This window comes from Paenibacillus sp. CCS19, from assembly GCF_033239625.1.
In the GTDB taxonomy this organism is placed as follows: domain Bacteria; phylum Bacillota; class Bacilli; order Paenibacillales; family Paenibacillaceae; genus Paenibacillus_T.
On record NZ_BTCK01000012.1, the window covers coordinates 46,618 to 63,762 of the forward strand.

The window sequence follows — 17,145 nt, forward strand, 5'->3', positions numbered from 1 at the left end:
ATGAAGAATGTCAGTTACGTAGAGATTGCCTGTTTCCACGCAACTTTCATCATTAGGAGGGATCCCAATCCATGACCAAACGAATTCTGCTTGCTGAGGATGATATTGAGATCAGCCAATTGATTCAAGCTCATCTGAAACAAGAGAATTATGCTGTATACCCCGCTTATGATGGCGAGGAAGTATTAGCCCTCTTCCAGAGGGAGACGGTTGACTTGATTTTGCTTGATCTCATGCTGCCGAAGATTAGCGGAATGGAGCTGTTGAAGCGAATCCGCGAGGCCAGTATTGTACCCGTCTTAATTATTTCTGCGAAGGGCAGCGATCTTGACAAGGCGCTTGGACTTGGCTTTGGTGCGGATGATTATCTTAGCAAGCCGTTCTCTATGATTGAGTTAACCGCAAGGGTGCAAGCGGCAATTCGAAGGGCGACGCAGTACGCGCAGGCAGAGAGCAAGCCTGAGGAAGCGCCGACGCTCTCTTACTTGGATCTCGACCTCGATTTGCACACCTTCTCCGCGGTCGTGAAGGGGAAGAGCATACAGCTCACTTCCAAGGAATTTCATATTCTTAAGCTGTTCCTGACCCATCGCAGCAGAGTGTTCACCAAGGAGCAGATTTATCAGTTGATTTGGGAAGAGGACTATTATGGGAACGAGAATGTCATTAATGTCCATATCCGCAGACTTCGGGAGAAAATCGAACAGGATCCGTCCAACCCGCAATACATTCGAACGGTTTGGGGCATCGGATACCGGATGGGCGAGTAGCCCATGATTGTTGTACTCGTAATTGTTATTGCTGCAATGGCTGTGATCATCAGCTGGCAGATCTATGGTCGAAGGAAGCTGAATCAATATATCCGCGAAATAAACGATAAAGTTGCTGACATCATCGAACATGAAACGGCAGAGAAAGTGCTCGTCCCCGTCGGCCACACTTTGATGCAAGAGCTGCTTGTACAGGTCAATCGTCTGCTCGATTACAATCAGAAGGTTATTGCGGATTATGCGAGGGCGAAGGATAGTCAACGCAAATTGATTTCGAATATGTCGCATGACCTGAAGACGCCGCTCACGGTCATTCTGGGTTATGTCGAGCGATTGAAGCAAGACCGATCGCTGACGACGCATGAAGAGCAGCTTGTTATTGAACGGCTGAATGATAAAGTGAACAATCTGATTGCGCTGCTCAATCAGTTCTTCGACTTGGTCAAACTCGAGTCCGATGACTATCAGCTCCCGCTTAGCAAACTATCGCTTAATGAGGTTTGTCGGCAAAGCGTACTGGAGCAATACGATCTTCTCACCTCAAGGAACATTCAAGTCGAGCTCGATATTCCAGAGCTTCCCTTCTATATCCTTGGCAATGAGCATGCGCTCCATCGCATACTGAGCAATCTGATATCGAACAGCATTCGATATGGCAGCGACGGGGGCGTATTGGGAGTCACGGTTCGCGAGGAAGAGGAATTCGTTGAAGTAGATATATGGGATCGGGGCAAAGGCATCGCAGAGGTGCACAATGAGCGTGTCTTCGATCGTCTCTATACGTTGGATGATGCGCGAAACCCGCAGTTTCAAGGCAGCGGACTGGGGCTCAGCATTTGCAAACGATTGGCCGAAGAGATGAAGGGGTCGATCCGTCTGACCAGCGTGCCCTTCCAGAAGACGACCTTTACATGCCGGTTTAGGCGTATAACGTTCTAGATCGCTGAAGAGATGTTCGGCTGCTGCCGGACGTCTCTTCGTGCTGCAATTGCATTGGATCATCTTAAGGAACATGTAAGGAATGGGAAAGAAAAAACAAAAATGTCTTGATTATGATAGAGGTATCAGAAGCAAACGAAAGGGATTTAAGGAGGCTGAACCGCATGCAAACTATTATTCGAACCTACGAGTTGGCAAAGACCGTCAAAGGCAGAGCGATCGTATCCAATGTCAATCTTACGGTGAGAAAAGGTGAGATTTACGGGCTGCTGGGGCCGAACGGAGCAGGCAAAACGACCATCATGAAGATGCTTACAGGGCTCATTATTCCGACTGCCGGCGAAATCATGTTGTTCGGGAAGAAATTAAACGAAGCCGCCAAGGATGGACTGAAACGCGTAGGAAGCATTATCGAATATCCGTTGTTCTACGAACACTTAACCGCGATGGAGAATCTACAGATTCACTGCGAGTATTTGGGCTATTACGATAAAAAGGCGATACAACATGCGCTAGAGATGGTTCAGCTGCGGGGGATTGAGGACAAAATCGTGAAGCACTTCTCGCTTGGGATGAAGCAGCGACTTGGCATCGCAAGGGCGATCATCACGAAGCCGGAGCTGATCGTATTAGATGAGCCTACGAACGGATTGGATCCGGTCGGCATTAAAGATATGAGAGATTTGATTCGAACGCTTAATAAGGAATACGGCATTACGTTCCTTCTCTCCAGTCACATTTTAGGAGAAATCGAGCAGGTGGCGGATCGAATCGGAGTCATACGGAACGGACAATTGATCGACGAGGTGACCTTAGCGGACGTCCGGCAGATGCGGACGGATTATACGGAGCTCGTAACCTCGAATGTGCAACGAGCAGCTTATCTCCTCGAGCACGAGCTGCATATTAACAATATGAAGATCGTACAGGATCGACGAATTCGAATCTATGATACAGCCGTCTCCATCGGACAAATTTCCAAGACGCTTGTCGAGAACGACATCGAGATCGAGGAGATTCAGAAGCATGCGAGCACGCTGGAGGACTATTTCTATCATCAAATGCAAGGAGGAGATCAAGTTGTTTAAGCTAATCGAACTTGAATGGCGGAAGCTGGAGCGGAGGAAGGTGATCGGTGAAGCGGTCATTTATTGGGTCATTCTGATGGTTATGCCGTTTTTCTTCCTCAGGGTCGTCTTTAAGGATGACTCGGTGAATGCATTCGGTGATAGCTACAACGCTGCCATGGGCTTGATGCTTCCGATTCAGTTAGGATGTCTGTTGTTTGGCGCATCGCTAATCAATCATGTGTTTATAGAGCCATACAAGAATAAGACTATGGCGCTGTCATTCGGATATCCGCTTAGCCGGCAGCGGCTCGTGATGGCGAAGGTACTATTCATTGCTTTAGCAACGATGATCTGCGCACTCGTATCGTTTGTCCTTGCCGGCAGCGCAACGTATGTACTGGACTTGATGTTCGACATCATTGACGGAGTCCCGTCAATGACCGATTTTGCAGCCTATGCGGGAAGAATGGTCATTCACTCGATCGTGATTACGCTTGCGTCACTCATCCCGCTATTTTGGTTTGGGATTTGGAGGAGAGCCGTCATACCGACCGTCATTTGTGCGATTGTGCTTATGCAGTCCCCGACTGTTCTTAGCATGCTCGGCATCTCCTTGAACATGGATTATCTGTATGCGATTGTGAGTCTGCTGGGGATAGGAAGCGTTCTCTTGTCGGTCAAACTGATCTATAAATTCGGAGATTTATGACTCAGTGGCAGCCTCTTATTATGTTTCCTTCTTAGCTTTAGTTACGTCCTTTGTCCAGTCAGATAGGTTTTGACCGCGGGAGCCGAGTAGGCCGAGAATTTCTCCAGAATTCCTTCTGGCGTATCATCAGTGATGACCATCGGGCGATATTTGGTCTGCATGAACTGCTCGCGTTCCATCGTATCGAACATAGCCAGCAGCGGATCGAAGTAGTGATTCACATTGAGCAGTCCGCACGGTTTGCGATGCAGCCCGAGCTGTCCCCATGTGAATATTTCAAAATATTCTTCCATCGTTCCAGGTCCGCCGGGCATTGCGATGAATCCGTCAGACATCTCGGCCATCTTAGCCTTACGATCGTGCATGGAATCGACCATGATAAGCTCGGTTAGACCCTCATGGGCAATTTCGCGGCTTTGCAGGAAATGAGGGAGGATCCCGATGACTTTCCCGCCTTGCGCAAGTACTGCATCAGCGACTGCTCCCATCAGACCTACCTTGGCTCCACCATATACAAGCGTAATTTGTTTGGAGGCAAGCGCATGTCCCATCTTCGTTGCAGCTTGTCTATAGATAGGTGAGACTTCTTCACTGGAACCGCAGAATACAGCGATTGATTTCATAATGATACACTCCAATCGATTGAGTTAGACGAGAAAGTACATTTATTATAACCTGTGCAGCAACCGAAAGAACCCGTCCATTCCTAAATTGTAAGTAAAGACCTGTTCACGCACGAGTCGCGTCGTAAGCTATCATCATCCCTTACCACAAAGAAAGGGATGATGATGCTCTCCTCATGTCACAACAACAGGCTGCCGAATGAATTCGGCAGCCTGTGTCAGCTTCTTTTACCCCCAAGCCGCGAGTTCCATCTCGAAATCATTCGCAAAATCAGGACTGATCGGCGTAACGCGCACGTTCACATTCGACCGCCACACGTCGATCGGGATTTCAGGCGAGACGCCCTCGTAGACGTACAGTCCCTTCGACAGCTGCTGCACGAGCTCCATCTTCGCACGCCAGATGCCGCGGCGGCCATCGGAGCCTACCGCTTCCACGCGGACATCCTTGTGCCAGATCGGACCGAGATCGATCTTGGCGATAAAGGCTGTCTTGTTGAGTCCGATACGGCTGCTGTGGTTATCGAGAATCTCGACTTTGTTAACATGAACGGCAGACCAGTTGTCGCGGATGAATCGTTTGTAGGCGCCTACCCTTGATGCGACCTCGAAGTTGTCGGCGCGGAATCGTTGTCCTCTCTCCGTAGCAGGCACATAGATTCGATTCCAATAATCGGTTACCATCCGATGGGTGTTATAGACAGGGGTGAGGGAGACGATGGACTCTTTCATCATGTTCACCCATTCCGTCGGAATGGCGCGTTCGCCCCGTTTGTAGTACAGCGGAACAATTTCCTCTTCCAACAGCCGGTACAGCGTCTCGCTGTCCTGCTTCGTCTGGTCGCCGTCCGTAACCCCGTCGATGGCCCAGCCATTGCGCCCGTTGTAGCCTTCTACCCACCAGCCGTCGAGCACGCTGCAGTTGAGAACGCCGTTCATGGCAGCCTTTTGCCCGCTCGTACCGCTTGCTTCCATCGGCTTCACAGGTGTATTAAGCCACACATCGACGCCTTGAACGAGCTTCTTCGCTTTATCCATCGCATAGTTCTCCACGATATGAACGCGGCCTTTGAACCGTTCTTCCCGCGACAGCTCTACAATTCTCCGGATCAGATCTTTGCCAGGCTCATCCGCAGGATGCGCTTTGCCGGCGAAGATCAGACAGACCGGCCGCTGCGAGTCGCCAAGTATGCGTGCAAGTCGGTCGAGGTCGCTGAAGATAAGCAGCGCCCGCTTATACGTTGCGAATCGTCTAGCGAAGCCTATGATCAGCGGTTCTTCGCCGAACGCAGCGAGCGGCAGCCCCAGCTCCTGCACCATCTCAGACTTCGCCTTCTTATGCTCCTTCCACAGATCAGTGGCCGGAATTTCACGAACGGAAGCCCAAATGTCCACTTCCTGCGTACGAATCGCCCAATCGGACACGAGGTGCTGATCATACAGCTTCTTCATCCCGTCTCCCAGCCAAGTGCCGACATGAACGCCGTTCGTAACGGAATCGACCGGAATATCTTGAATCGGGATGTGCGGCATCCAGCGATGGAACAACTCGCGGGTCACTTCGCCGTGCAGCTTGCTTACGCCGTTCACCTTCGAAGATGAGCTGACGGCAAGCCGCGTCATGTTGAAAGCGCCATCTAATCGGCCAAGCGCCAGCACGCGATCCCGGTCTGCTCCCATCTGCCAATAATAGTCCCCGAGATACTGGTCGATCATGTCGATCGAGAAGACGTCATGCCCGGCCGGAACCGGTGTGTGCGTCGTGAAGACGGTGCTTGCCTTGACTGCCTCAAGCGCCGTCTCGAACGAGACTCCATCCGCAGACAGCATACGGATTCGCTCGAATGCGAGGAAAGCGGAATGCCCCTCGTTCAGATGCCAGACGTCTGGCTTAATCCCAAGCGCTGCGAGCAGCCGAGCGCCGCCGATGCCTAAGATCATCTCCTGGCTGATGCGGGCATCTGGATTGCTCGGATAGAGGTTGTCGGTCAACTGCCGATCGGCTTCCGTGTTCTCGTCAACATCCGTGCTAAGCAGATAAAGCGTGACGGAGCCTAATGATACGTACCATGCTTTGGCATGCACGGATCTCCCTGCGATAGCGATTTCAATGACGACTGGACGGCCGTCAGAGTCCCTCACCAGCTGTACCGGGTATACGCTTGCCTCGAGATTGACGTCCGGATAACGCTGCTGCTGCCAGCCGTTATCGCTAATTTGCTGCTGGAAATAGCCTTTCTTATAGAAAATGCCTACGCCTGTAAGCTGAATGTTCAAGTCTGCGGCTGCTTTAATATGGTCGCCCGCTAAGATGCCAAGGCCGCCCGAATAGATCGGTAAAGATTCGTCAAGTCCGAACTCTGCTGAGAAATACGCCACACCACCGTTTGGCATTCTCCCACCTCATTTCGCAATATTGCGCGCTAATCGTGTAAGCGCCTGACTTGATGCTTTATTACTATATGCGGGGAAGCTGTGCACGTGCCTATAACTTGCGTGCTTCGCTTCGATATAGCTTGGGCGAGGACCCCATGATTTTCTTGAAGATTTTAGAGAAGAGCAGGGGATCCGGATATCCGACCGAGCGGGAAATATCGCCGATCGTCAGTTCTGCATGACCCATCATTTCACAAGCCTTATGGATTCGATACCGGATCAAATAATCTTGAATGCTCGTATTCATTTGCTGTTGAAACAGCGAACAAAGGTAGCTCCGGTTGAGTCCGATGAATTGGGCAATATCCTCGACCGTAATTTTCTGGGCGAAATTCGTCTCGACGAAATCCTTCACCTTCTCGACGTATATTTCGGCTCGGCTCTCTTTATGCTCAGAAGTCGGCAATGCAGGTCCAAACTCAACAAGAAGCGACAACAAGGAGTAGAGCAGCCCGGTTAGACGGGTCTCTCTCGCTTTATGATAACCTCTGGATTCGTTCATGGAGGTAAAATATCGGTAAATGCGATCGTCCTGATCGTAGTGGAGAATCGGGCTGTCCATCGTAAGCCCAGCCTGCTTCAAGAGCGACTCAGCTATCGTCCCGTCAAAACCAAACCAGCAGTAGGTCCAAGGGCTTGTCTTGCTTGCTTCATAATAGGTAATCACATCGGGACAGATGAGAAAGCCTTGTCCCTTTCGAAGCGTATGGCGAGTTCCGCCAACCTCGAAGAATCCTTCTCCATCCAGAATGTAATGCAGCAGATAGTGACTTCTGATGGCAGGTCCGTGATAATGGCCGGGGATACAATTCTCGCAGCCGTATTGGGTCAGATACAGTTCTGTATGCTGTTTGCTTCGCGGCAAATACTCAATCATACCGATGATTCCCCTTAGTTGTTTGTATCTAGCATTATGACATATTTACTGAGTATCTAGCCATGTACTTTGTTATAAATAATCATATATCATTTTGGTATTGATGAAGAAGAGTCAATCGTTAACTAATCAAGCTTAATACCATGTAAGATGCACATCATGCACACACTAGAGAGGGGAAATTACGCAATGAGCATCAAGGTCCAAGAGCAGTTGGGACTGTTTCATCTGCAATCGTCCGGCATGAGCTATTTGATTCAGATCGTGAATGGGCATCCGGTTCATGTCTATTGGGGAGCTAAGCTTACGCATCGGGAACGAATGGAAGATCTCCTCATTCACACGCCTGACCATGCGGGATTAGATCGGCTGCCGCAAGAATACCCGCAGTATGGCAGCGGGGACTTCCGCAATCCGGCCTATCAAGTTGAGCTTGAGGATGGAACGCGAATTACAGAGCTTCAGTACGTTAGCTACCGCACAATGAAAGGGAAGCCTTCACTGCTTGGGCTGCCGGCCGTATACACGGAGAATGACACTGAGGCCGATACGCTCATACTTGAACTAATGGACCGCTATTCCGGGCTCAAGGTTAACCTGCTGTACACGATCTTCGCCGATCGTAACGTTATTGTTCGCTCTGTGCGAATGATTAACGGAGGACAGAAGCAGCTGCGGCTGCGTCGAGCGCTGAGCGCCAGTGTTGATTTTGCGGAGCAGCGCGAAATGGAGATTACTTATCTTGCAGGCGCATGGGCGCGCGAAGGGAACATAACACGAAGACCGCTGCTGCAAGGCGAGACGCGAATCGATAGCAAGAGGGGCATGAGCAGCCATCAATTTAATCCTTTCGCGGCGCTCGTCGCGTCAGGCACGACGGAGAATTACGGCGAAGCTTACGGCTTCAGCTTGGTGTACAGCGGCAGCTTTGAGGCGACAGCGGAGGTGGATTCCTTCGGTTCGACCAGATTCAGCATGGGCGTGAATGCCTTTGATTTCGCTTGGCAGTTGGAACAAGGCGAGAGCTTCCAGACGCCGGAAGTTGTTATGGTTTACTCCGGTCAAGGCTTGGGAGAGATGTCGCGCACGTATCATCGGTTGTATCGGACACGGCTGTGCCGGGGGCAATATCGGGATGCCGAACGGCCGATTCTCGTCAACAACTGGGAAGCGACTTATTTTAACTTTAATGCGGACAAGCTGGTATCCATCGCGGAAGAAGGGGCCAAGCTCGGCATCGAACTGTTCGTGCTCGATGATGGCTGGTTCGGCAAGCGGGATGCCGACAACTCCTCGCTTGGCGATTGGTACGAGGATCGTCGGAAGCTGCCCGGCGGACTTGCGGATGTGGCGGAGCGCATCAATAAGCTGGGGCTTCGATTCGGTCTGTGGTTCGAACCGGAGATGATCTCGCCGGACAGCGAGCTGTATCGGAAGCATCCGGACTGGTGCCTGCATGTTCCCGGACGGCGCCGCACGGAGGCAAGATGGCAGCTCGTGCTGGATTACAGCCGCAAGGAAGTGCGCGATTATATTTACGACTCCCTATCTGCCGTATTCGTCAACGTTCCAGTCTCTTATGTCAAATGGGACATGAACCGCGCCCTGACCGAGATCGGCTCTGCTGCGCTGCCGCCTGAACGTCAAGCGGAGACGGCCCATCGCTATGTGCTTGGCCTATACGAGCTGCTGGAGCGGATCACGACGGCGTTCCCGCATATTCTGTTCGAGAGCTGTTCCAGCGGAGGCGGGCGGTTCGATCCGGGCATGCTCTACTACATGCCTCAGACTTGGACGAGCGATAACACAGATGCGGTAGAACGACTCAAGATTCAGTACGGGACGAGCCTTGTTTATCCTGTGAGCGCCATCGGTGCGCATGTATCCGCTGTTCCGAACCATCAGGTGGGACGAATGACGCCGCTAGATTTCCGAGGAAATGTCGCCATGTCCGGCAACTTCGGTTATGAGCTTGATCTAACGAAGTTTACGGATGAAGAGAAAGCGCTCGTGCAGGATCAAGTTGCTGCATACAAGCAGATTCGCGGATTAGTGCAGCAAGGCGATTTGTACCGTTTGAAGAGTCCGTTCGAGGGGAACGAATCGGCATGGATGTTTGTCTCGCAAGACAAAGAAGAGGCGCTTGTGTACTACTTCCAAGTGATGGCCATCCCTCATGCGCCGCGGAGAAGCTTGCGGCTTGCGGGACTTGACCCGGAGCTCGAATACGAAGTTCGATCGAGCGACAGCGAGATGGCGTCGACGTTCGGCGGGGATCGACTGATGCAGCTTGGGCTGCCGCTGACCTACAAGCAGAAGGATTACGAGAGCGGTTGGTTCCGAATTCGAGCGGCTAATCCCGAGACGCGTGAAGTTTAACCTGGAGAACAAATAGAAATAATTGCCTTATACCCCTTTTTATTAGAAAGGGGTATTTTGCGCGCAACGGCCTAATCAGGCCCAGGAGGGTACATCATGTTTGTGATCCGAATGATGAATGACATGAAGATGAAGCGGAAGCTCGCGCTTGTGTTTATATCGGCTGCCATCATTCCACTGCTAATATGCGGCTTATTTCTAATGGAGAAGCTTCGTGACATCGTCATTAACGATGCTTTCTCGCAAGCCTCTGCGAATGTCGAGCGGGTGCAGAAAAGGACGGAGGAACTGATTAACGTACCGCTGGATATCTCCTATCGGCTAATGACGGACAATCGAATGAAGAAGGTGGCCAGCCAGAAATATGACAGCTATGTCGAGGTCATTAAGACGTATCGGGAATATACGGACATCCGAGACTATCTCCAGTTGTATCACAAAGAGATATCCGGCATTCGCGTCTATGTCGCCAATGCAGGAGCGCTTAACAATTGGGAGTTTATTCAACCGAATGCAAAGCTAACGTCGTCCGAATGGTATCAAGAGGCCATCGCACAGAAAGGGCTCGTCGGTTGGAACCTGATCCCGGATGAGCGGTACGGGACTGACAATCTGAGCCTTATTCGTTCCTTCCCAATAGAGGAACAAGGCAGCAGCGGTGTTCTTGTTATGAATGTGAACAAGCAGCAATTACACGCCATTCTCGAGCAAGAATCATTCCCTACCTTGATCGTGGATGACCAGAACCGGATCGTCGCGGCCAATGAGAACGAGTTGATGGGGAAGGATCTGAAGCAGATCCATGCCGATGCCAATATTCTGTCCAGCCAGGAAGGGAGCTTCGATACCGAAATCAATGGCAAATCGTCCAAAGTCATAATCGCTAAGCTGAATCCGCAGAACAGCTGGAACGGGCTTCGCATTATTTCGATTTTTACAATCTCAGAAATTACCCATGATGCGAATCAAGTCATCCTGCTTGGCGTGATCGTGATAACAGCCGGTTTGATCGTTGCCATCCTTCTCATCTACGCATCTGCCTCTCTGATATCCAGGAGGCTGCTTCGGTTGAGCAAGCATATGTCCAAGGTAGGAGCCGGCTCATGGGAAGCTACGCTCGAGATCGATGGCAAAGATGAGGTTGCTTTGCTGTCCAGACAATTTAATGCTCTCGTTCGAAATGTGAATGACTTGATCCACGAGGTGAATGAGACGAACCGGCAGAAGAGTCTCATCGAGCAGAGACAGAACGAAATCAAGTTCAAGATGCTCGCGAGCCAGATTAATCCGCATTTCTTATTCAATTCGTTGGAGTCCATTCGAATGGAAGCTCATATTCGCAAGCAGGACGATATCGCCGAAGCGGTGTGGATGTTGAGCGCCTTGCTGCGCAGCAGCCTAGAGGCAGGGAATGGCACGATTGCACTGAGCGAAGAGCTCGAGCGGGTACGTTGTTATCTCGATCTTCAGAAATTCCGGTATGAGGATCGCTTGAGCTATCATCTGAATATTGATCGGAGGATAGAGAGAACGCTGGTTCCTCCGTTAATCGTTCAGCCTTTAATCGAGAACGCCATCATTCACGGCTTGGATAACCGGATCGAAGGGGTTGTGATCGAGGTTGACGCGGTGGAAGCGCCTGGCGGCGTTCAGGTGCAAGTACGCGACAACGGAGCGGGCTTCACGGCCGATCGGCTGGCACAAATAAAAGAAGAGCTCGATTCTTCAGCGGATGATCAGGTGGGTCAGCGAATCGGACTGCACAACGTGAATGACCGGCTAGTCGTGTTATATGGGGCATCAAGCGCATTGCACATCGAGAGCGAATCAGGCCGCGGCACATCGATTACGTTCTTCATTCCTGGAGGTGAATCCGCATGTTGAAAGTCGTCATCGTGGATGATGAACCGAAGGTTCGACAGGGCCTTCAAACGTTGATAGCGTGGGAAAATCTTGGGTACACAGTGGCAGCAACTGCTGCTAACGGACAGGAAGCGTTGGCGGTTATTGAAGAAGAAGAGCCGGATGTCGTCATTGTCGATATCCGTATGCCAGTAATGGACGGACTGCAGCTGATTCATCACTTAACAGCTGCCGGACATCGGATGCATTTTATTATTCTCAGCGGTTATGCAGATTTCGAATATGCGCAGCAGGCGATCAAATACGGAGTAACCGGATATCTCCTGAAGCCGGTAGACACGCGTGAGATGACCGCTAATTTAACGCGTATACGAGAGCGGGTAGAACAAGATCGAACGCAAGGAAGGGCGCGCCATCAAGAGGTCGTAGACCGCGAGAAGCTTTTGCACAACTTGTTAGTCCAGGGGGAGTTGGCGAAGGACGCAATGAAAGCAAGAGGCTTGGCGCAGCAAGTTGAGATACGATGGAGCAGCTATGAGGTTGTCGTTGTTAGTCCTCGCGATACGGAATCGAACCGCGCGTTGTCGCAGCTGTCTTCTGGCATTCGAGCCATGATGGAGGGAAGGAACAAGGGGATTGTAACCGTCATTTCCCCTTATGTCATTCTACTCCTCAAGGAGCCGCTGCGAGGCATTCATAGTCGAGACAATCTCTATGAAGAGCTCGTGCAATCCGCTAACGGCGTGCGATTCGCAGCGGCAACCGGCGGGGCGGTATCCGTACCCGAACAGATTTGCAGTTCATATGCCAGAGCGCAGGAAGCAGTAAAGCAAGCATTCTTCAGCGAGAAGAACCGACTTCTTGGACCTCATCCGTCTTCGCTTTCTTCCATGGAATCGCCTCTGACGCATGCTGACCATGGAGAGGCGGTAGAGGACCTAATTGTACGTTTGTACTACAGCTTGGAAGTAGGAAACCATGCGATAATCCTTCCGCTGTTGAACGAGGCTGCGGCATTGTTCCTCGCGCAGGGACAAGATGAGAAAGCGATGAAGGAATCGTTCTTTTTCTTGTCGAACGCGGTCATTCATAAAGTGAAGGCCGGCTCGCGAATGGACCTGAAAGACTCGGAGGCTGTGTCGCGTTTCTTGAACAGCATATTCCGGCAGCTTTATCTCTCGGATCTGATGGATGAGATCCATCGATTCCTGCTGGCGTTCGCGCAAGAGTCTGAGCCTGGCGGCAAAGAGCAGGATTTTAAGAAAATGATCGATTTTATCCATAAACACTATGCGGATAATTTGAAGCTGGAGACGTTGGCTGGACTGCTGAATTACAGCTCTGCCTATCTAGGACAGCTGTTCAAGAACCGGACAGGGGAGTATTTTAACACCTATCTGGACAAGGTTCGCATCCAGAAAGCGAAGGAACTGCTCAGCCAAGGCATGAAGGTTTATGAAGTGGCCGAACGCATCGGCTATACGAACGTCAACTACTTTCACAGCAAGTTCAAGAAGTACGAAGGCCGATCGCCTTCGGAATATAAGAGGTAGTTCAAAAAGTCCGCGTTTGATCGCGTAGCATGACAAGAATCATTAATTTGTAGATGATTTTCTCCGAAATCCGTTAGATGGGCCTTGTCTTCTCTCTCCTTTAAGATGGAAATACAGGAGGGGGAAGCAATGAATACAGTAACAAGCATTAAGGAAAACGCATACAAACAGCCGAAGAACCACGCATGGAAGGTGTTTAAGAACCAACAATATTTGTACTACATGTCCATTCCTTTCGTCCTTTGGGTCTTTGTATTCCAGTACCTGCCTCTATGGGGCTGGACGATGGCCTTCCAGAAATATAAGCCTGGCGTCAGCTTCTTCGATCAGAAATGGGTAGGACTTGAGCATTTCCGCGTTCTGTTCGGAGACGAGCACTTCTATCAGGTGCTGCGGAACACGCTGGCCATGAGCTTGATGGGCTTAATTGCCGGCTTTATCGTACCGGTCGTGTTCGCGCTGCTGCTCAATGAGGTTCGGGTTCAAGTGATGAAGCGATTCGTTCAAACCGTGTCGTATCTGCCGCACTTCGTATCATGGGTCGTTGCAGCAGGCATCGTAACCAAGATGTTATCGACCGATGGCGGCGTCGTGAACGATATTCTGATGAGTCTGCACCTGATCGACAAACCGATTCAATTCATGGCCCAAGGCAACTTATTCTGGGGCATTGTAACAGGGGCGGATATTTGGAAAGAAACCGGCTGGAGCGCGATTATTTACCTCGCTGCCATCTCAGGAATCGGTCCTGAGCTGTATGAAGCAGCCAGAGTGGACGGCGCTAGTCGACTACAGCAGATATGGCATATTACGCTTCCGGGTATTCGGCCGACGATCATTGTGCTGCTGATTATGTCGATCGGACATCTGCTCGGCACAGGCTTCGAGAAGCAATTTTTGCTCGGCAACCATTTGGTTATCGATTACTCCGAAGTGCTTGATTTGTATGCGCTTAATTATGGCTTGGCGATGGGACGTTACTCCTTCGGTACAGCGATCAATATATTCAACTCCGTCATTAGTCTCATCCTGTTGTTTGCCGCCAATGGCATATTCAAGCGCTTTACGAACGAAAGCATTATGTAAGGAGGAAAGATCGCATGGAAGCTGTCAAAAGCAATTCAACTATCGGACGATATGGCGCAAAGTTAAAGTCGAAATCAGCGTCGGATGCACTATTGGAACTGTTCGTTTACTTGTCCTTAATAATCGTAACGATCGCAACCATCTACCCGTTTTTAAATGTGCTGGCCATTTCCTTTAACGATTCTGTCGACACGGTAAGAGGCGGGATTACGATCTGGCCGAGGGAGTTTACGCTCCGCAACTACGATTTGATCTTTACCTTCGGCGGGTTGATTACAGGGTTCAAAATTTCTGTGCTGCGGACGGTGATCGGCACTGCAGCTGGATTAGTCAGTGGCTCGATGCTAGCTTATACGCTGTCGCGCAGCGATTTTAGAGCAAGACGGTTCATCTCGACCTTCCTTGCCATAACGATGTATGTTTCCGGCGGGTTGATTCCAGGATTTATTTTGATGAAGAACCTGCAATTGATCGACACGTTTGCCGTGTACATTTTGCCAGGACTCGTAAGCGCTTTTAATGTGTTCGTCATTCGCTCTTTCATCGACGGGCTGCCTTACGCGCTCCAAGAATCAGCTAAGCTGGACGGTGCCAACGACTTCACCATCTATTGGCGTGTTATTCTGCCGTTGTGCAAACCGGCACTCGCGACAGTGGCGCTGTTCTTGGCAGTCGGGCAATGGAATTCGTGGTTCGATACGTACTTGTTCAACGGATCCAACGAATCGTTAACAACCCTTCAGTATGAATTGATGAAAATATTGCAAAGCACGACAACCACTGCCACCAACTCGCAAGACGCGGCCAATATGGCGCAGCGCATGCAGCAGGTATCGCCTGAATCCGTCAAAATGGCAATTACCATCATTGTTACGGTACCGATTCTGGTTGTTTATCCTTTCTTGCAAAAGTATTTCGTCAAAGGCATGACGCTTGGCGCAGTAAAAAGTTAGTGCGAATTCCATCGTCGGTATATCCAGGCGAACTGCCTGTCCTATACAAATTCATCATGCTCATTTAATAAGGGAGGTTTCGCTTCATGAAGGTAAACAAAAAAGGGATGGTCACCGCTTCATTGCTTGCGCTGACTGTGGCAGCAACGCTTTCAGGTTGTTCGGGTAATAATGACTCCTCTGCAACAGAGGGCACAACCGTCGAGGGAGGTTCTACGTCCGGGACTAGCCTAGCGCCTATCACGCTGACGTATTTCTCGGAGGATTCGAGCACCAACTGGAACAACATGAAGGACGAGGTCGGCAAGGTCATCACAGAGAAGACCGGTGTAACCTTGGACGCTGAGTTCGCTGTCGGCGATCCGGTCCAGAAGATTTCTTTGATCGCAGCGACAGGCAATTATCCGGATCTCATCGCAGCCAAGGCGGATGTAGGTAAACTCGTCGATGCGGGCGCGATCATTGATCTGACCGATCTGATCGACAAGTATGCGCCAAACATTAAGAAGATGCTGGGCGATAAGCTCGTCCGCACGAAGTACAGCCTGGATGATCAATCGATCTATGCCATTCCAACCTGGTCTTCCGTCGACGAGAAGAAATTCAAAACGGATGGCGGATTCGAGCTGCAGCACCGTGTCGTGAAGGAAGCGGGATACCCCGAAATTCGTACGGTGAAGGATTACGAGAAGGTTATTCAAGACTACATTACGAAGCATCCGACAGACGAGAACGGCAACAAAAATATCGGCATGTCCTTGAATGCCGACGACTGGCATATGTATCAGGTGACCAACTCGGGTTTTCAAACGACAGGCGGGCCGGATGACGGCGAATACTACATTAATCAAGAGACGCACGAAGCGACGTATCACTTCCGCCGTCCGGAAGAGAAAGAGTATTTCCGCTGGCTGAATCATATGAATGATATTGGATTGCTTGACCCCGAGAGCTTCGTGCAGAAGACCGATCAGTTCAAGGCGAAGGTTGCTTCGGGCCGCGTTCTTGGTTTGGCTGACCCGGAATGGGATTACGGCGACGGACAGAATGCGCTTAAGGCGGCCGGCAAGTATGATCAAACCTACGGCCACTATCCGGTCACGATGAGCCAAGACTACAAGGATACGAATTTCTGGCCTGCAGGCTTTGACGGAGGTTATGGCATCTCGATTTCCAGCAAGACGAAGGATCCGGTCCGGGCGATTCAGTTCCTTGATTACCTTGCGTCGGAAGAAGGCCAAATCCTTGTGAACTGGGGCATTGAAGGGAAGCATTATACGTACGAGAACGGCAAGCGGACGATCATCCCAGAGGTGCAGCAGCGTAGCGACAAAGACGGCGCTGCATTCCAGAAGGAGTCCGGCATCGGTCTATACTGGAACATGATGGTTCATTATGGCGACGGCATTAAGGATTCGACAGGCAATTTCTTTACTCGCAACTATCCAGAGATGTTGACTGCGACATACAACGTGGCAGAGAAGGAAACGCTGAAGGCTTATGGCATTGATCATTGGAAGGATCTCTTCCCTAAGGAAGAAGAGTTCCAGCCAAGAGCATACGGCGCTGCGTATACGATGTCCCTTCCGAATGATGATCCGGCTGTTATCCTCGGGGCGAAGATGAAGGACATTACATGGAAACGAATCCCGCAAGCTGTCATGTCCAAACCAGAGGAATTCGATAAGATCTGGGATGACTATATGGCCGATTTGGAGAAGGCAGGCGTCGAAGAGATGGAAGCTTCCTATACGAAGCACATTCAAGATCGTATCAAGCTGTGGTCTAACCAGTAATTCAGGTAATGAATAAACGAAGGGGCCGTTCTCCATTTCCGATTGGAAAGGGGATGCTGCCCCTTTTTCTCATGATGGTTGAAGGAAGTTG

The 17,145-nt window shown here is 50.6% G+C and carries 13 protein-coding genes; 10 read left to right on the forward strand and 3 right to left on the reverse strand.

The genetic code is table 11. From position 1 onward, the window contains the following. The first annotated feature begins 71 nt into the window (after positions 1-71). From SBI19_RS10900 to SBI19_RS10915, 4 genes are all read left to right on the forward strand, one after another. A complete protein-coding gene (locus tag SBI19_RS10900; RefSeq protein ID WP_317967920.1) occupies positions 72-770 on the forward strand; it encodes a response regulator transcription factor in 699 nt (232 codons plus the stop codon). A gap of 3 nt (positions 771-773) precedes the next feature. Next, positions 774-1,709 carry a sensor histidine kinase gene (locus SBI19_RS10905; protein WP_317967922.1) on the forward strand — a complete coding sequence of 312 codons (936 nt, stop codon included), beginning with the start codon at positions 774-776 and terminating at the stop codon, positions 1,707-1,709. Positions 1,710-1,873: 164 nt separating this feature from the next. Beyond that, positions 1,874-2,797 carry an ABC transporter ATP-binding protein gene (locus tag SBI19_RS10910; RefSeq protein ID WP_317967924.1) on the forward strand — a complete coding sequence of 308 codons (924 nt, stop codon included), beginning with the start codon at positions 1,874-1,876 and terminating at the stop codon, positions 2,795-2,797. After that, positions 2,790-3,488 carry an ABC transporter permease gene (locus SBI19_RS10915; protein WP_317967926.1) on the forward strand — a complete coding sequence of 233 codons (699 nt, stop codon included), beginning with the start codon at positions 2,790-2,792 and terminating at the stop codon, positions 3,486-3,488. The genes SBI19_RS10910 and SBI19_RS10915 overlap by 8 nt, the downstream gene beginning before the upstream one ends. Before the next feature lie 41 nt (positions 3,489-3,529). Here the strand turns inward: SBI19_RS10915 and SBI19_RS10920 are convergent, their stop codons facing one another. From SBI19_RS10920 to SBI19_RS10930, 3 genes are all read right to left on the reverse strand, one after another. Next, on the reverse strand, positions 3,530-4,111 hold the full coding sequence (locus tag SBI19_RS10920) for an LOG family protein (RefSeq protein ID WP_317967928.1): 582 nt from the start codon (positions 4,109-4,111) through the stop codon (positions 3,530-3,532). A gap of 228 nt (positions 4,112-4,339) precedes the next feature. Further along, positions 4,340-6,505 carry an alpha-glucan family phosphorylase gene (glgP, locus tag SBI19_RS10925; protein WP_317967930.1) on the reverse strand — a complete coding sequence of 722 codons (2,166 nt, stop codon included), beginning with the start codon at positions 6,503-6,505 and terminating at the stop codon, positions 4,340-4,342. Positions 6,506-6,596: 91 nt separating this feature from the next. Further along, positions 6,597-7,424 (reverse strand): AraC family transcriptional regulator, encoded by an 828-nt coding sequence (locus SBI19_RS10930; RefSeq protein ID WP_317967932.1) that lies wholly within the window; start codon positions 7,422-7,424, stop codon positions 6,597-6,599. Positions 7,425-7,613: 189 nt separating this feature from the next. Between SBI19_RS10930 and SBI19_RS10935 the strand changes: the two genes are divergently transcribed. From SBI19_RS10935 to SBI19_RS10960, 6 genes are all read left to right on the forward strand, one after another. Further along, on the forward strand, positions 7,614-9,803 hold the full coding sequence (locus tag SBI19_RS10935) for an alpha-galactosidase (protein ID WP_317967934.1): 2,190 nt from the start codon (positions 7,614-7,616) through the stop codon (positions 9,801-9,803). Between the two features lie 96 nt (positions 9,804-9,899). Then, on the forward strand, positions 9,900-11,687 hold the full coding sequence (locus tag SBI19_RS10940; protein WP_317967936.1) for a sensor histidine kinase: 1,788 nt from the start codon (positions 9,900-9,902) through the stop codon (positions 11,685-11,687). Beyond that, on the forward strand, positions 11,681-13,219 hold the full coding sequence (locus tag SBI19_RS10945) for a response regulator transcription factor (protein ID WP_317967939.1): 1,539 nt from the start codon (positions 11,681-11,683) through the stop codon (positions 13,217-13,219). Before SBI19_RS10940 ends, SBI19_RS10945 begins: the two co-directional genes overlap by 7 nt. A gap of 129 nt (positions 13,220-13,348) precedes the next feature. Beyond that, positions 13,349-14,305: an ABC transporter permease gene (locus tag SBI19_RS10950; protein WP_317967941.1), complete on the forward strand. Its 957-nt coding sequence runs from the start codon at positions 13,349-13,351 to the stop codon at positions 14,303-14,305. A 14-nt stretch (positions 14,306-14,319) separates the two neighbouring features. Further along, positions 14,320-15,258 (forward strand): carbohydrate ABC transporter permease, encoded by a 939-nt coding sequence (locus SBI19_RS10955; RefSeq protein WP_317967943.1) that lies wholly within the window; start codon positions 14,320-14,322, stop codon positions 15,256-15,258. Between the two features lie 86 nt (positions 15,259-15,344). Continuing rightward, entirely contained in the window at positions 15,345-17,054 is a 1,710-nt protein-coding gene (locus SBI19_RS10960) for an ABC transporter substrate-binding protein (RefSeq protein WP_317967945.1), read from the forward strand. The last annotated feature ends 91 nt before the right edge of the window (positions 17,055-17,145 follow it).

What these genes read in the sequence shown, in the direction of transcription:
- SBI19_RS10945 (WP_317967939.1), top strand. Translation starts at nt 11,681, where the DNA reads ATGTTGAAAGTCGTCATCGTGGATGATGAACCGAAGGTTCGACAGGGC.
- SBI19_RS10935 (WP_317967934.1), top strand. Translation starts at nt 7,614, where the DNA reads ATGAGCATCAAGGTCCAAGAGCAGTTGGGACTGTTTCATCTGCAATCG.
- SBI19_RS10920 (WP_317967928.1), bottom strand. Translation starts at nt 4,111, where the DNA reads ATGAAATCAATCGCTGTATTCTGCGGTTCCAGTGAAGAAGTCTCACCT.
- SBI19_RS10930 (WP_317967932.1), bottom strand. Translation starts at nt 7,424, where the DNA reads ATGATTGAGTATTTGCCGCGAAGCAAACAGCATACAGAACTGTATCTG.
- SBI19_RS10910 (WP_317967924.1), top strand. Translation starts at nt 1,874, where the DNA reads ATGCAAACTATTATTCGAACCTACGAGTTGGCAAAGACCGTCAAAGGC.
- SBI19_RS10940 (WP_317967936.1), top strand. Translation starts at nt 9,900, where the DNA reads ATGTTTGTGATCCGAATGATGAATGACATGAAGATGAAGCGGAAGCTC.
- SBI19_RS10905 (WP_317967922.1), top strand. Translation starts at nt 774, where the DNA reads ATGATTGTTGTACTCGTAATTGTTATTGCTGCAATGGCTGTGATCATC.
- SBI19_RS10950 (WP_317967941.1), top strand. Translation starts at nt 13,349, where the DNA reads ATGAATACAGTAACAAGCATTAAGGAAAACGCATACAAACAGCCGAAG.
- SBI19_RS10955 (WP_317967943.1), top strand. Translation starts at nt 14,320, where the DNA reads ATGGAAGCTGTCAAAAGCAATTCAACTATCGGACGATATGGCGCAAAG.
- SBI19_RS10960 (WP_317967945.1), top strand. Translation starts at nt 15,345, where the DNA reads ATGAAGGTAAACAAAAAAGGGATGGTCACCGCTTCATTGCTTGCGCTG.
- SBI19_RS10900 (WP_317967920.1), top strand. Translation starts at nt 72, where the DNA reads ATGACCAAACGAATTCTGCTTGCTGAGGATGATATTGAGATCAGCCAA.
- glgP (WP_317967930.1), bottom strand. Translation starts at nt 6,505, where the DNA reads ATGCCAAACGGTGGTGTGGCGTATTTCTCAGCAGAGTTCGGACTTGAC.